Raw genomic sequence first — 15,047 nt, 5'->3', positions numbered from 1 at the left:
TCCGCGCTTCCGCCGCACGCCGCGGAAAGGGGTGTCGAGGTCTGCCGCCCGCAACCGCTTGGGCGAGACGCCCGAGGCCGATGCCGCGGCGCATGAGAACACCTCACCGAGGTCCTCGGGCAGGGGCTCCGGAGATCGCGGCATCCCCTCATCCTGCGGACGGTCGCGGCTCGCGCGGGAGCCCGCGTCGCCGCCTGTGCACAATGCACCCGCATCCTTCGTGGGGGAGGAGCCCGCCCCTCATCGCCCCGAGACGCAGTTCGCCTGGCGGTTCTCTCCCCTTCCGCGGATGCGAAGGGGAGAGAACTGCCAGGCGAAGCCACGCGAGGCGCCGGCCCAGGCCAGCCCGAGCTCAGGTGCCGAGCGTACCCAGGTACAGCCCGATGACCTTCGGGTCGTTCAGCAGCTCACGGCCGGTGCCGGTGTAGGCGTCGCGTCCCTGATCGAGGACGTATCCGCGGTCGCAGATCTGCAGGCAGCGGCGCGCGTTCTGCTCGACCATGATCGTCGTCACGCCGGCCTTGTTGATCTCCGACACCCGCAGGAACGCCTCGTCCTGGCGCGACGGCGACAGACCCGCCGAGGGCTCGTCGAGCAGCAGGACGTAGGGGTCCATCATGAGCGCTCGGCCCATGGCGACCATCTGCCGCTCGCCGCCCGAGAGCGATCCCGCCCGCTGCTGCAGACGCTTGGCGAGGTCGGGGAAGATCGACGTCACAAAGTCCGTGCGCTCGGCCACCACCTTGGGTCGCTGATACGCCCCCATCTGCAGGTTCTCGGCGATCGTGAGGCTCGGGAAGACGTTGTTCGTCTGCGGCACGAAGCCGACGCCTTTCGACACGAGCTTGTTGGCCCGCAGCCCCGTGATCTCGTCGCCGTTGAGCTTGACCGATCCGGAACGGACCTTGACCTGCCCGAAGATGGCCTTCAGCATCGTGGATTTGCCGGCGCCGTTGGGGCCGATGATCCCGACGAGCTCGCCGGGGGCCGCCGTGAGGTTCGCCCCGTTGAGGATGTTCACCCCCGGCAGGTAGCCGGCGTGGACGTCGGTCAGTTCGACGACGTTCTCGGTCACTTCTGGTCCTCAGCCTTCTGGTCGCCGGATGCGCCCGACGTCGGGCCGCCCGCGGCATCCGTCACCGGTGCCTCGTCGATCGCCTGGTCGAGCTCGTGGACGGTCTCGACGAGACTCTCCGCCTCGGGCGGGAGCTCCCCGGCGTAACGCCCCGTCACGACACCGAGGTCGACGTCCTGATGGGCGCCGAGGTAGGCGTCGATGACCGCGGGGTTCTGCATCACGGTGTCGGGCGGCCCCTCGGCGACGACCCGACCCTCGGCCATCACGACGACCCAGTCGGCGATGTGGCGAACCATGTGCATGTCGTGCTCGACGAACACGACCGTCATGCCGAGGTCCTTGAGGTCGAGGATGTGGTCGAGCAGCGACTGCGTCAGCGCCGGGTTCACGCCGGCCATCGGCTCGTCGAGCATGACCAGAACGGGATCGCTCATGAGCGCCCGGGCCATCTCGAGGAGCTTGCGTTGCCCGCCCGAGAGCGACGCGGCGAAGTCCTTCTCCTTGGCGTCGAGCTTGAACCGCGCCAGCAGTCCGCGCGCCTTCTCCTCGATCGCCGACTCCTGCCCCCGCCACAGGAAGGGGAGGATGCCGGCGAAGATCCCCTCGCCCTTCTGCTTCGGGGCGCCGAGCTTCATGTTCTCGAGCACGGTGAGCAGACCGAGCGACTTCGTCAGCTGGAAGGTGCGGACCTGACCCATCCGGGCCGCCTTGAAGGCGGGGATGCCGGCGAGGTTGGTGCCGTCGAACGACCACGACCCGGCGTTGGGCTTGTCGAAGCCGGTCAGCAGGTTGAACAGCGTCGTCTTGCCGGCGCCGTTCGGGCCGATGAGCGCGGTGATCGCGCCGCGCGGGATCTCGAGGTGCTCGACGTCGACCGCGGTCAGGCCGCCGAAGACGCGCTTGACGCCGTCGGCGACGATGATCGGGTCGACCTTCGCGACGCCGGGGCGGACCTCGCCGCTGCCGTCGTCTTTGTGCAGGCCGGTCGCCTTGGGGCGCGGCGTGGGGGGTACGACATCAGCGGACAAAGGTCAGCTCCTTCTTGCTTCCGAGGATGCCCTGGGGGCGGAAGATCACCAGCAGCATGAGCGCTACGCCGACCAGCACGAACACGAGCATCTGGCTCTGCTCGGTGGTCAGGAACGGCAGCCAGCCGATGTTGACGAGGGCCGGCAGCAGGTTCGAGAGGAACGCGCGGACCACCCAGAACAGCACGGCGCCAAGCACCGGGCCGAAGATGGTGGCCGCGCCGCCGAGCAGCAGGGCCGTCCACACGTAGAACGTCTGCGAGGTGACGTACACGTTCGGGTTGACGTTGGTGCCCATCGCGGTGACGATGCCGCCGGCCGCGATGATGACGCCGCCGACGATCAGCGCCTGCATCTTGAAGGCGAAGACGTTCTTGCCGAGCGAGCGCACCGCGTCCTCGTCCTCGCGGATGCCGCGGATGACGCGTCCCCACGGACTCCGCATCAGCAGCCAGACGAGGGTCACGACGATGGCGATCGTGATGATGCCCACGATGATGACCCACCACTGGTCGGACTGGTAGGTCCAGGGTCCGAAGCCCCAGCGTCCGGGCGGCAGCGGGTTGCTCGCGCGGAAGCCGGCCTGGAAGCCCGAGAGGCCGTCGGCCGAACCCGTCTGGTTGCGGAACGCCGAGGTGAGGAAGAGCAGACGCAGCACCTCGGCGGCGGCGATCGTGACGATCGCGAGGTAGTCGCCGCGCAGGCGCAGGGTCGGGATGCCCATGACGAGCGCGAACACGACGGCGGCGATGAGCCCGATGAGGGCGGCCACCGGCCACGCGAGGCCGAAGGTCAGGATCGAGATGGCGAAGCCGTAGGCCCCGATCGCCATGAACCCGGCGACGCCCATGTTGAGCAGGCCCGCGAAGCCGAAGTGCACCGAGAGACCGATGGCGGCGAGGATGTAGCCGAGCGTCGCCGGGGCGAGGATCTGGGCCGCGGTGTTGCTGAGGATCTGAAGGAAGTTCACGGTGCCTATCCGATTCGCTCTCGGCGCCCGAGGAGACCCTGCGGGCGGAACAGCAGGATGACGATCAGCACGACCAGCGCGCCGACGTACTTGAGGTCAGAGGGGATCCACAGCGTCGATACCTCGACGAGGAGCCCCACGATGATGGCACCCACGAGAGCGCCGAACGCGGTGCCGAGACCGCCGAGCGTGACGGCGGCGAAGATGAGCAGCAGGATGCTGGTGCCCATGTCCCACTTGATGCCCGGGCGGAAGTAAGCCCACAGCACACCCGAGAGGCCCGCCAGCGCTGCCGAGACGACCCAGACGACCCGGACGACCGCGTCGACGTCGATGCCGCTGGCGGCGGCGAGCGAGGGGTTGTCCGAGACGGCGCGCGTCGCGCGTCCGATCCGCGTGCGCATGAGCCACCACGCGAAGGCTGCGATGACCACGAGCGAGACGCCCATGCTGATCAGGTCGGTGATGGTGAGGCGGATCGGGCCGAGACCGGGGATGACGGAGGTCGAGCCGCCGGGAAGCTGCGCCGTGCCGCCGCCGACGAACATCTGGAACACGTAGCGCAGCGCCAGCGACAGACCGATCGAGACGATCATCAGCTGCACGGTTCCGAGGCCGCGACGGCGCAGGGGGCGCCAGAGCCCGGCATCCATCGTCAGCCCGAACAGCGCCGAGACGCCGACCGCCAGGGGGATCGCCACCCAGATGGGCAGGCCGAGCCCGGCCGAGAACAGCAGGGCGGTGAGCGCCCCGAAGGTCACCATCTCACCGTGCGCGAAGTTCGACAGCCCCGTGGTGCCGAACACGAGCGACACACCGATCGCGGCGAGCGCGAGCATGAGGCCGAAGTTCAGCCCGTTGACGGCGCGCGAGAGCAGCTGGTCGGTGAAGCTCGTGGTCTGGCGCTCGGCCGCCTCGAGGGTGAAGTTGCGCGTGATGGTGCTGGTCGCACCGAACTCGACCTCGATGGTCGACTCGAAGCCGTCTGGGACCGAGACCCCCGAGGGGAGGCTGTCCTCGACGAGCTCGACGGTGTAGGCGACGTCCTTGGTCGGGACGCCGATCGAGAAGCTGCCTCTCTCGTTCGTCTCGCCCTCGGCTTCGAAGTCGCCGCCGGTCACGACGATCGTCGCTCCTGCGACGGGCTCGCCGCCGGTGCGGACGTTGCCCGCGATCGTGAACGGTAACGACTCGGCGTCGTCTCCTGCGGCCATGGCGGGGGAGGCGATGCCCAAGAACGCGATGGCGGCCAGGAGGCCGGCGATCAACGTCGAGAACATGCGCCTCGGGCGACGAGCAGCGCGCGTCATCGAAGTGATCGCCACTGGCACCTCCTGAGATAAGTGGTCGAACGCGCCGAGAGGTACCGGTTCGGTGGCTTCGGCGACACCTGAACGTATGCGCTGATTGTTGCCTGCGTGTTTCGGGTGCGCAACTTCGACCGCGGTGTGTCGTTTGCGGGATCGCGGGCCGGGAATTCCTCCGGGGCATGGGCGCTTAGAATCGTTGAGACTTTTCAAGGAGTGCGCATGAGCGACTACAACGACCCGTTCGGATTCGTCGGCCTCACCTACGACGACGTCCTCCTCCTGCCGGGGCACACCGACGTCATCCCGTCCGAGGCTGACACATCGTCGCGCGTGACGCGCCGCATCACGGTGGCCACCCCGCTGCTGTCGGCTGCGATGGACACCGTCACCGAGGCTCGCCTCGCCATCGCCATCGCGCGCGAGGGCGGCATCGGCATCATCCACCGCAACCTCTCCATCGAGGAGCAGGCCGCGATGGTCGACCGGGTCAAGCGCAGCGAGTCGGGCATGATCACCGACCCGATCACGACGACCCCGGATGCCACCATCGAAGAGGTCGACGCTCTGTGCGGCCAGTACCGCATCTCCGGTCTCCCCGTCGTCGACGACGAGGGGCACCTGCTCGGCATCGTGACCAACCGCGACATGCGCTTCGTCTCGGGCTTCGAGCGCCAGACGACCAAGGTGCGCGATGTCATGACGAGCGAGAACCTCGTCACCGGCCGGGTCGGGATCGGCGCGAACGAGGTCATCGCGCTGTTCGCCCATCACCGCGTCGAGAAGCTGCCCCTCCTCGACGACGAGGGCAAGCTCGCCGGTCTCATCACGATCAAGGACTTCGACAAGAGCGAGAAGTACCCCCTCGCCACGAAGGACGACCAGGGCCGCCTCCGCGTCGGCGCGGCGATCGGCTTCTTCGGCGACGCCTGGCAGCGTGCCGAGGCCCTGCGCGACGCCGGTGTCGACGTCATCGTGGTCGACACCGCGAACGGTCAGTCAGCCGGCGTCATCGACATGGTCAAGCGCCTGAAGGCGGATGCATCCTTCGAGCACATCGACGTCATCGGCGGCAACGTCGCGACGCGCGAGGGCGCTCAGGCTCTCATCGACGCCGGAGTGGACGCGGTCAAGGTGGGCGTCGGACCGGGCTCGATCTGCACGACCCGCGTCGTCGCGGGCGTGGGCGTGCCCCAGGTGACCGCGATCTACGAGGCGTCGCTGGCCGCGCGCGAAGCCGGCATCCCGATCATCGCTGACGGCGGTCTGCAGTACTCGGGTGACATCGCGAAGGCCCTCGTCGCGGGCGCCGACTCGGTCATGCTGGGCTCGCTCCTCGCCGGAACCGACGAGTCGCCGGGCGAGATCGTCTTCCAGGGCGGCAAGCAGTTCAAGCAGTACCGCGGCATGGGTTCGCTCGGTGCGCTGCAGACCCGCGGCAAGAAGACGTCGTACTCCAAGGACCGTTACTTCCAGGCCGACGTGCCGAGCGACGACAAGCTCATCCCCGAGGGCATCGAGGGCCAGGTCGCCTACCGCGGACCGGTCTCGGCCGTCGCGTACCAGCTGATCGGCGGACTGCGTCAGTCGATGTTCTACGTCGGTGCCCGCACGGTCGAGGAGCTCAAGGCCCGCGGCAAGTTCGTGCGCATCACTTCGGCCGGCCTCAAGGAGTCGCACCCGCACGACGTCCAGATCGTCGTCGAGGCGCCCAACTACAAGCGCTGACCGCGCGCGTCGCGTCCTGCTCGGGCGCGTGGGTCGCGCAGCAGCGTGAGCGAAGGAGATCTGCACCCCGGAGGACCGTCGCTCGGCGGACACCCTCCGAAGCGCAGATCTCCTTCTGTGTGCCTGGAGGGTTCGTCTGTCTGGATGGTGCGGCGCCCGGCCTCACCCCGCACGGTGCAGCCCCTGGGCGACGGCGGTCGCGATGAGTCCGTGAACCTGCGGCCACTCGTCCACGACCTGCGCGTAAGTGACACGGATGACGTGATAGCCGTGCAGCATCAGCTGCGCGTCATGCTCGATGTCCGCCGCGCGTTGCCTTCCGACGTGGTGGCCCCCGTCTATCTGCACGACGAGGCGCTCGCCCACGAGAAGGTCGACCGGTCGCCCGAGCAGCCAGACCTGTTGCCGGAGCGGTACCCCGAGCCAGCGCAACCGCTGCGGGAGGATCGTCTCGAGACCGGAGTCCGAGTACGGATCGGCCCGAGACAACAGCTTCCGCGCGGCCGGCGGCAGGTCGAGCCGGCTGAGGACTTCGCGCGAGGTGAGCTGGCGCCGCAGCGCGGATTCCCAGATCACCAGAGCCGACTCGAAAGGCTGACATCGCGCCACGGTCACCAGGACGTTCTCGACCCGGTCGACGAGAGAGTCCGGATGCCGCGGCACGGCCGGCTCGTGCCAGTGCACAGTTGCCCGCCGGGAAGGAGCGCGACCCGCGTGCGGCCGCGCCGCGACGTGGGGTCGGTCCTCGGCGAGGACCCACAGGCCGAGTCGCCGCGCCGCGCTGATGCAAGCGATGACCACACCGTGACGTGCAGCCGCGACGAGTTCCGGGTCCGCGTCGGGGAGCGCGACCCATCCGCGGCGCACCCGGAGAAGCGCGCCCGTCTCGATGGCGGTCTGCACACGGTGCCTCGACGCGCCGGCGTCGTGCAGTGCGGTGGTCCGAGCGACTCCGTCGGTTCTCCGCATCCACGACGCGAGTTGGCTTTCATCCATCCGTCCAGGGTCGGTCGAACGAGCGGCCGGCGGTGATGCTCCCGCACAACCCGGGGATGCGCAGCGGCCGGCGCCCGCCGGGGAGGATTCGCGGCCTGCGGGGCTGAAGTTCGCAGACCAGCACCGCGGGGGTGCTGCGCAGCGGAGGATTTCTGCGCAGGGGAGGAGGTTCTGCGCGGAGGCCCCCTCCGCTACGCGGATCTCCTCCGCGGGCCCCGCCGCGTCGCTCCGTAGCGACGCTCAAGACTTTCTGCACAGCGGAGGATTTCTGCGCAGGGGAGGAGGAGATCCGCGTAGGCCCCCTCCCCTGCGCGGATCTCCTCCGCAGGCCCCGCCGCATCGCTCCGTAGCGACGCTCCGGCGCCTCGGCGCGGCGCGGCACCGCCCCCGAGTCAGGCCGCGGGCAGGCGGAAGGGCGCTGCCGCGCGGGCGGCCGGATCGAGCGCGAGGTCGGCCAGGGTGCCGCCCACGCCGGGGGCGAACTTGAATCCGTGGCCCGAGAACCCCGCTCCCACCACGACCGAGCCGGCGCGGTCGAGCACGAAGGCGCTGTCGTCGGTCGAGGTGTACGTGCACGACAGATGCACGGCCGATGCCGGGTCGAGGCCCGGCATCCATTCCCGTACGTAGTCGACGAGGGTCTCGTGGTGCGTGACGCGGTGGGGGCGGTGGTCGGGGTCGATGACGTCTCCGACGCGGTGGAAGCCCACCTTCACCCCCTCGCCCGGTGTCGGCATGCCGTAGACCGGCGCCGGGTACCGAGCGGGATCGAGCCGGTGGTTGAACGAGGGCCACGGCCCGGTGGTCGGGGCGAAGTGAGCCGGGGTCTCCTCGGTCACCGTCAGGCGCGGCAGGCGGATGCCGGGCAGCAGGCGCTCCGTCCAGGCGCCGACGGTCGCGACGACGACCTCCGCCTCGACCTCGCCCCCGCTGGCCAGCCGCACGCGTGCGCCGCGCTCGCCGAGGTCGTCGATCCCCGCCACGGGTGCGCCCCAGCGCACCTCGCCGCCGCCGTCGAGAACCCGCCGCTCCAGCTCGAGCATCGCCGCGGAGGCGCGCGCGACCCCCGCGTCGGCGGAGAAGAGGACATCGGTCTCGAACCGCATCCCGGGCCAGCGCGCACCCGCCTCTGCCGCGGAGAGCATCTCGGCCGGGATGCCGCGTTCGCCGAGGTTTCGCGCGATGGTCTCGAGACCGTCGTCGCCGTCGGCGCCACCGCCGAGGTCGCTGCCGGCGCCGTGCGTCACCAGGCCGTGCCGTCGCAGCAGCGGTTCGCCGTCGACGTCGCCGAGAGCGTCCCAGCCCTCCCGTGCGCGCTGCAGCAGATCGAGGTAGTGCGCATCGGCGTAGGCGTTGTTGAAGTTCCGCGTCGCGCCGTGCGAGGCGCCGTGGGCGTGCCCCCTGCCGAACCGCTCGAGGACGAGCGGTCGTTCGCCCCGGCGGGTGAGCGCCCACGCGGTCGCGAGGCCCATGATGCCTGCGCCGACGATCACGATGCGTGTCATTCCCCCAGCATCCCACCCGACGTCGCGCTCACTCGCCCGCCCGGTTCACGGCCCGTTCCCAGGCGTCACCCGTGGTGCGATAGCCTGGTCGGCTCCGCAGTGGAGCGGAAAGGCCCGGTCCACCATGGGATCGCTCGACATCCAGGGTGTCTCGTACACCCTCCCCGACGGCAGACCGCTGCTCGACGAGGTCACGTTCCGCGTCGGCGCGGGATCGACCACCGCCCTCATCGGCCAGAACGGCGCCGGCAAGACGACGCTGCTCCGCATCGTGCGGGGGGATGCCGCAGCCCACGGCGGCGTGGTGCAGATCGACGGCGGTCTCGGCGTCATGGACCAGTTCGTCGGGCACGGCGCTGCCGGAGAGACGGTCCACGACCTGCTCATCTCCGTGGCCCCCGAGCGGGTGCGCCGCGCGGCGCGCGAGCTCGACGACGCCGAGAACGCCGTCATCGCCTCCGACGAGCTCGACACCCAGATGCGCTACGCCGCGGCCATCGCCGACTATGCCGACGCGGGCGGCTACGAGTACGAGACGGTCTGGGACACCTGCACGACCGCCGCCCTCGGTGTGCCGTTCGAGCGGGCCCGGTATCGGGAGCTGACGACGCTCTCGGGCGGCGAGCAGAAGCGGCTCGCCCTGGAGGCTCTGCTCCGCGGGCCCGACGAAGTGCTGCTCCTCGACGAGCCGGACAACTACCTCGACGTCCCGGGCAAGCGCTGGCTCGAGGAGCGCCTGCGCGAGACCGCCAAGACGATCCTCCTCGTCTCGCACGACCGCGAGCTGCTGGCCCGGGCCGCCGATCGCATCGTGACGCTCGAGGCCGGAGGAGCGGGCAGCACCGCGTGGGTGCACGGCGGGGGGTTCGAGACCTACCACTGTGCTCGCGAGGACCGCATGTCGCGGCTCGACGAGCTGCGTCGGCGCTGGGACGAGGAACACGCGAAGCTGAAGAAGTTCGTCGCCGAGATGAAGGTCAAGGCGGCGGCGAGCGACGACTTCGCTTCCCGGTACCGGGCGGCGCAGACCCGGCTGCGGCGCTTCGAGGAGGCCGGACCTCCTGAGGAGCGGCCTGCCGACCAGCACCTCGAGCTGCGCCTGCGCGGCTCGCGCACCGGCAAACGGGCCGTCGTCGCCGAGGGCCTCGAGCTGCTCGGGCTGATGCGTCCGTTCGACCTGGAGGTCTGGTTCGGCGACCGGGTCGCCGTCCTCGGCTCCAACGGCTCGGGCAAGTCCCACTTCCTGCGGCTGCTGGCCGCGGGCGGCACGGCGCCCGACTCCCTGCTCGGGCACGTCACCGCCGTCGGCGCCGCACTCGAACCGGTCGCGCATGCGGGCAAGGTGACCCTCGGGGCCCGCGTGGTCCCCGGCTGGTTCGCCCAGACTCACCGGCATCCGGAGTTCGACGGCCGCACGCTCCTCGAGATCCTGCACCGCGGCGACGACCGCCGGGCGGGGATGCCGCGGGATGCCGCGAGCTCGGCGCTGGATCGGTACGGCCTCGTGCGGCAGGCCGAGCAGGGCTTCGACAGCCTGTCCGGCGGGCAGCAGGCGCGGTTCCAGGTGCTGCTGCTGGAACTGTCCGGCGCGACGCTCCTGCTGCTGGACGAGCCGACCGACAACCTCGACCTCACGTCGGCCGAAGCCCTCGAGCGAGCCCTGGCGGCGTTCGAGGGAACCGTGCTGGCCGTCACCCACGACCGCTGGTTCGCGCGCTCGTTCGACCGGTACGTCGTCTTCGGCGGCGACGGCCGGGTGTACGAGTCGGGCGAAGCGGTCTGGGACGAGCAGCGGGTCGCCCGGGCGCGGTGACCGCCCGGCCGGTCCGGATGCCGCGTCCGGACCGGCCGGTAGGCTGAGGGGGTGACCATGGAGATCGAGCTCGGCCGCGCCAAGCGCGCCCGTCGGGCCTACGCGTTCGACGACATCGCGGTCGTGCCCTCGCGGCGCACCCGCAACACCGAGGACGTGTCGACCGCGTGGTCGATCGACGCGTTCCAGTTCTCCATCCCGGTGCTCGGCGCCCCGATGGACTCGGTGATGAGTCCGCGAACGGCGATCATGCTCGGTCAGCTCGGCGGACTCGGCGTGCTCGACCTCGAGGGACTCTGGACGCGCTACGACGACCCCGAGCCGCTGCTCGCAGAGATCGCGGGCCTGCCCGATGCCTCCGCGACGCGTCGCATGCAGGAGCTGTACGCCGAGCCGATCCGGCCCGAGCTCGTGCGCGACCGCCTCGCCGAGATCCGCGCCGCGGGTGTCACGGTCGCCGGCTCGCTCACTCCGCAGCGCACGCAGGAGCTGTACGAGACGGTCGTCGCCGCCGGCGTCGACCTGTTCGTCATCCGCGGCACGACGGTCTCGGCCGAGCACGTCTCGAGCGTCGACGAGCCTCTGAACCTCAAGAAGTTCATCTACGACCTCGATGTGCCCGTCATCGTGGGCGGCGCCGCGACCTACACCGCGGCCCTCCACCTCATGCGTACCGGAGCGGCCGGCGTGCTGGTCGGCTTCGGCGGCGGCGCCGCCTCGACGACCCGCGCGACCCTGGGCCTTCACGCGCCGATGGCCACGGCCGTCGCCGACGTGGCCGGGGCCCGTCGCGACTACCTCGACGAGTCGGGCGGCCGGTACGTCCACGTCATCGCCGACGGTGGCGTCGGCACGTCGGGCGACATCGTCAAAGCGCTCGCGATGGGCGCCGACGCGGTCATGCTGGGCGTCGCTCTGGCGCGGGCAACGGATGCCCCCGGGCAGGGGTTCCATTGGGGGCCCGAGGCTCACCACGCTCAGCTGCCGCGCGGTCGACGGGTCGCCGTCGAGCAGGTCGGGTCGCTCGAGGAGGTCCTCTACGGACCGGCCCCCGTGGCCGACGGCACCGCGAACCTCGTCGGCGCGCTGAAGAAGTCGATGGCCACGACCGGCTACTCCGACCTGAAGGAGTTCCAGCGCGTAGAGGTCGTGGTGGCGCCGTACAGCGTGCGGTGACATGAGCGCCACCGACCCCGCCCCTTCCGCCGCGCCGCCGACGGCGTTCGCGCCCACGTTGCGCGAGGTCATGCTGCGCCCGTGGTGGCTCGGCATGCTCGCGTTCGCGCTGCTCGTGGCGGCGGTGTTCGCGTGGCTCGGTCAGTGGCAGCTCTCGCGCGCGGTCGACACCTCGCCGCCCCCGCCGGGTCAGACCGAGCAGGTGCGCCCGCTTGCCGACGTCGCTCAGCCGGGGGAGTACCTCCCCGAGCCCCTCGTCGGTCAGCGGGTCGAGGTGAGCGGCTCATTCGTCGCGGAAGACTTCGACATCGTCTCGTCGCGCTTCGACCGCGGCGAGGAGGGGTACTGGGTCACGGGTCAGCTGCGGCTGGATGCCGACGCGGTCGGCTCCGGCGACCCCACCTCCCTCGCCGTCGCGGTGGGGTGGACGGCAGACCGCGATGAGGCCGAGAGAGCCGTCGAGACGCTCGACGCCGAGCCGCCGCAGGCGGTGGAGCTCACGGGGCGCATCATCTCCGACGAGGGACCCGCACTTCCGGGCCGCGGCGCCGAGCCGCAGGAGATGACCCGGATGTCGCCCGCCGCGCTCCTCAGCCGGTGGCACGACGTCGAGGGGCTCGATGTCTATCGCGGCTACCTCACTTCCGCGGAGGCCTTCGGCGGTCTGACCGCGATCCATTCACCCGCTCCCGATGAGCGCTCGAACGTCAACTGGCTCAACATCTTCTACGCGGTCGAGTGGGCGGTGTTCGCCGGCTTCGCGTTCTACATGTGGTACCGCCTGGCCAAGGACGCCTGGGAGAAGGAGCTCGAGGACCTCGAGGACGCGGACTCCGATGACGAGGGTGCGGACGAGCCGGCGGTCGATGTCGCGGCGGGAAGCGCGTCGCCGGGCCGCGACTAGACTGGACGCCATGCCCCGCGCCCCGAAACTCGCCACGTTCCCGGCGATCCGGAACGCTCTGCGCTTCTACCAGATCTGTTCGGTGATCACGGGCGTCGGGCTCCTTCTGCTGCTGGCCGAGATGATCCTGAAGTACACGCCCATCCACCTCGAGCTCTTCGCCGGGGGATCGGGCGGGTTCCTCTGGTTCGCGCCCGTGATCGCGGGCGCCGACTGCGAGTGGTGGTCGCTCTTCCTCCCGCAGACCAACACCTGCGAGATGCTGTCCACGGGCGACGGCTTCAACATCTCGCTCGCGATCCTCGTCGTGCACGGCTGGTTCTACGTCGTGTACCTCTTCTCGTGCTTCCGCGTGTGGAGCCTCATGCGATGGTCGTTCCCGCGCTTCATCCTGCTCGCACTCGGCGGCGTCGTGCCCGCTCTCTCGTTCTTCATGGAGGCCCGCGTCGGACGCGAGGTGAGGACTTACCTCGCCGAGCGTGAAGCCGCCGAGGCCGCCGCATCCATCCCCGCCACGGAAGGCACCCGGTGACAACACAGACCGAAACGTCGCAGCGTCCTGTTCTCGTCGTCGACTTCGGCGCACAGTACGCCCAGCTCATCGCCCGGCGCGTGCGCGAGGCCGGCGTCTACAGCGAGCTGGTCCCGCACACCGCGACCGCCGAGGAGATCGCCGCCAAGGAACCGGTGGGCATCATCCTCTCGGGTGGGCCGTCGTCCGTTTACGAGCCCGGAGCGCCGGCGCTCGACCCGGGCGTGTTCGACCTCGGCGTGCCGACCCTGGGCATCTGCTACGGCTTCCAGGTGATGGCGCAGACCCTCGGCGGCGAGGTCGCCAACACGGGTCTGCGCGAGTACGGCGCGACCGACGCGACGATCGTCACGGAGGGCACCCTCCTCGAGGGGCAGCCGGTCGAGCAGAACGTCTGGATGAGCCACGGCGACCAGGTGTCGCGCGCCCCCGAAGGCTTCGAGGTGCTCGCACGCACGGCCGCGACGCCCGTCGCCGCGTTCGCGAACGACATCCGCAAGTTCTACGGCGTGCAATGGCACCCCGAGGTGAAGCACTCCGATCACGGGCAGAACGTGATCGAGAACTTCCTGCACAAGGCGGCAGGGCTCCCCGCCGACTGGAACAGCGGGAACGTCATCGCTGAGCAGGTGGAGCGCATCCGCGAACAGGTCGGTTCCGGTCGGGTGATCTCCGCGCTCTCGGGCGGTGTCGACTCGGCGGTCTCGACCGCCCTTGTGCATAAGGCCGTCGGCGACAAGCTGACGGCGATCTTCGTCGACCACGGCCTCCTCCGAAAGGGTGAGCGCGAACAGGTCGAGAACGACTACGTCGCCTCGACCGGGGTGCGGTTGATCACGGTCGACGCCCGCGAGCGCTTCCTCGAGGCGCTCGCCGGGGTGAGCGACCCCGAGCAGAAGCGCAAGATCATCGGGCGCGAGTTCATCCGAGCCTTCGAGCAGGCCGAGCGCGACCTCATGGCCGAGGCGGAAGCCGATGGCGAGCCGATCCGTTTCCTCGTGCAGGGAACGCTGTACCCCGACGTGGTCGAATCCGGTGGGGGAGCGGGCACCGCGAACATCAAGAGCCACCACAACGTCGGAGGCCTACCCGAAGACCTGCAGTTCGAGCTGATCGAACCGCTGCGCACGTTGTTCAAGGACGAGGTCCGAGCCATCGGTCGCGAGCTCGGCCTGCCCGAGGCGATCGTCGGGCGTCAGCCCTTTCCGGGGCCCGGCCTCGGAATCCGCATCGTGGGCGAGGTCACCGCTGACCGTCTCGAGATCCTGCGTGATGCCGATGCCATCGCACGCGCCGAGCTGACGAAAGCGGGACTGGACGCGGAGATCTGGCAGTGCCCGGTCGTGCTCCTCGCCGATGTCCGCTCGGTGGGGGTGCAGGGGGACGGTCGCACGTACGGTCACCCGATCGTGCTGCGTCCCGTCTCGAGCGAAGACGCCATGACGGCCGACTGGACGCGACTGCCCTACGACGTCCTGTCGAAGATCTCCAACCGCATCACCAACGAGGTGCGCGACATCAACCGCGTCGTGCTCGACGTCACGTCGAAGCCCCCGGGGACGATCGAGTGGGAGTGAGCGCACACGTCGCTCCATGCGAAACGGCGGATGCCGCGACCGAGAGGGTCGCGGCATCCGCCCTTTTCCGCGTGATGACGCGGATCGCGGGGCCCGCGGACACACGCGACACGCCCGGGATGTCGCTCCGCTTTGCCAGGATGCCGGGAGCCGCGTAACTTATTACTTGTTCGCCCCACAGGGAAGAGCGAAGGGCCGGAAGGCCTACGCCCCCTCAAGCGGAGAACAAACTCCATCCCAAACCTCCTTGCGAGAACACGACGCCTGCGTCTAGGATGGGAACCTCCACCCCGAACAGCAGTCCTCGACTGTCGCGGAGCATTCGCTCCGAGTCCAGATCGAAGCGCGTCGCGGTGGGGTATGGTTGTGAAGTTGCCCTCTGGGCTGGCTGTGAGGTCAGTTGGGGGAGCGTCCGATCCTTGAGAACTCAACA

12 protein-coding genes are annotated in these 15,047 nt (G+C 69.9%); 6 read left to right on the top strand and 6 right to left on the bottom strand.

The window, feature by feature from the left end; translation table 11 throughout:
- Positions 1–352: 352 nt before the first annotated feature.
- The 4 genes from ACPYN5_RS14480 to ACPYN5_RS14465 are packed head-to-tail and all read right to left on the bottom strand — an operon-like array spanning position 353 to position 4,356.
- Positions 353–1,075, bottom strand: coding sequence for an ABC transporter ATP-binding protein (locus ACPYN5_RS14480; RefSeq protein ID WP_424449693.1), 723 nt, complete (start codon positions 1,073–1,075; stop codon positions 353–355).
- Positions 1,072–2,106 carry an ABC transporter ATP-binding protein gene (locus tag ACPYN5_RS14475; RefSeq protein WP_424449692.1) on the bottom strand — a complete coding sequence of 345 codons (1,035 nt, stop codon included), beginning with the start codon at positions 2,104–2,106 and terminating at the stop codon, positions 1,072–1,074. The genes ACPYN5_RS14480 and ACPYN5_RS14475 overlap by 4 nt, the downstream gene beginning before the upstream one ends.
- Positions 2,096–3,076: a branched-chain amino acid ABC transporter permease gene (locus ACPYN5_RS14470; protein ID WP_424449691.1), complete on the bottom strand. Its 981-nt coding sequence runs from the start codon at positions 3,074–3,076 to the stop codon at positions 2,096–2,098. The genes ACPYN5_RS14475 and ACPYN5_RS14470 overlap by 11 nt, the downstream gene beginning before the upstream one ends.
- A gap of 5 nt (positions 3,077–3,081) precedes the next feature.
- Entirely contained in the window at positions 3,082–4,356 is a 1,275-nt protein-coding gene (locus ACPYN5_RS14465; protein ID WP_424449690.1) for a branched-chain amino acid ABC transporter permease, read from the bottom strand.
- Between the two features lie 249 nt (positions 4,357–4,605).
- Between ACPYN5_RS14465 and guaB the strand changes: the two genes are divergently transcribed.
- The gene (guaB, locus tag ACPYN5_RS14460) at positions 4,606–6,111 is read left to right on the top strand and encodes an IMP dehydrogenase (RefSeq protein ID WP_424449689.1); all 1,506 of its coding nucleotides are present in this window, start codon (positions 4,606–4,608) and stop codon (positions 6,109–6,111) included.
- Between the two features lie 162 nt (positions 6,112–6,273).
- Here guaB and ACPYN5_RS14455 read toward each other — a convergent pair whose 3' ends face one another.
- Entirely contained in the window at positions 6,274–7,107 is an 834-nt protein-coding gene (locus ACPYN5_RS14455; protein ID WP_424449688.1) for an endonuclease domain-containing protein, read from the bottom strand.
- Positions 7,108–7,499: 392 nt separating this feature from the next.
- A complete protein-coding gene (locus ACPYN5_RS14450) occupies positions 7,500–8,612 on the bottom strand; it encodes an FAD-dependent oxidoreductase (protein WP_424449687.1) in 1,113 nt (370 codons plus the stop codon).
- A 124-nt stretch (positions 8,613–8,736) separates the two neighbouring features.
- On the opposite strand from ACPYN5_RS14450, the gene ACPYN5_RS14445 reads away from it, so the two are divergent.
- The 5 genes from ACPYN5_RS14445 to guaA all read left to right on the top strand — a co-directional run bounded on the left by ACPYN5_RS14445 (position 8,737) and on the right by guaA (position 14,614).
- Complete coding sequence (locus ACPYN5_RS14445) at positions 8,737–10,425, top strand: ABC-F family ATP-binding cassette domain-containing protein (protein WP_424449686.1); 1,689 nt, start codon at positions 8,737–8,739, stop codon at positions 10,423–10,425.
- 57 nt (positions 10,426–10,482) lie between these two features.
- Positions 10,483–11,601: a GuaB3 family IMP dehydrogenase-related protein gene (locus tag ACPYN5_RS14440; protein WP_424449798.1), complete on the top strand. Its 1,119-nt coding sequence runs from the start codon at positions 10,483–10,485 to the stop codon at positions 11,599–11,601.
- Positions 11,602–11,671: 70 nt separating this feature from the next.
- Positions 11,672–12,505 (top strand): SURF1 family protein, encoded by an 834-nt coding sequence (locus ACPYN5_RS14435; protein ID WP_424449797.1) that lies wholly within the window; start codon positions 11,672–11,674, stop codon positions 12,503–12,505.
- A gap of 10 nt (positions 12,506–12,515) precedes the next feature.
- Positions 12,516–13,037 (top strand): DUF3817 domain-containing protein, encoded by a 522-nt coding sequence (locus ACPYN5_RS14430; RefSeq protein ID WP_424449685.1) that lies wholly within the window; start codon positions 12,516–12,518, stop codon positions 13,035–13,037.
- A complete protein-coding gene (gene guaA, locus ACPYN5_RS14425) occupies positions 13,034–14,614 on the top strand; it encodes a glutamine-hydrolyzing GMP synthase (RefSeq protein WP_424449684.1) in 1,581 nt (526 codons plus the stop codon). The genes ACPYN5_RS14430 and guaA overlap by 4 nt, the downstream gene beginning before the upstream one ends.
- The last annotated feature ends 433 nt before the right edge of the window (positions 14,615–15,047 follow it).

It is taken from the genome of Microbacterium arborescens (assembly GCF_049707515.1).
GTDB classification, from domain to species: Bacteria; Actinomycetota; Actinomycetes; order Actinomycetales; family Microbacteriaceae; genus Microbacterium; species Microbacterium arborescens_B.
Note: the sequence above shows the minus strand (reverse complement) of the source record. Positions and strands in the feature narration are given on the sequence as shown.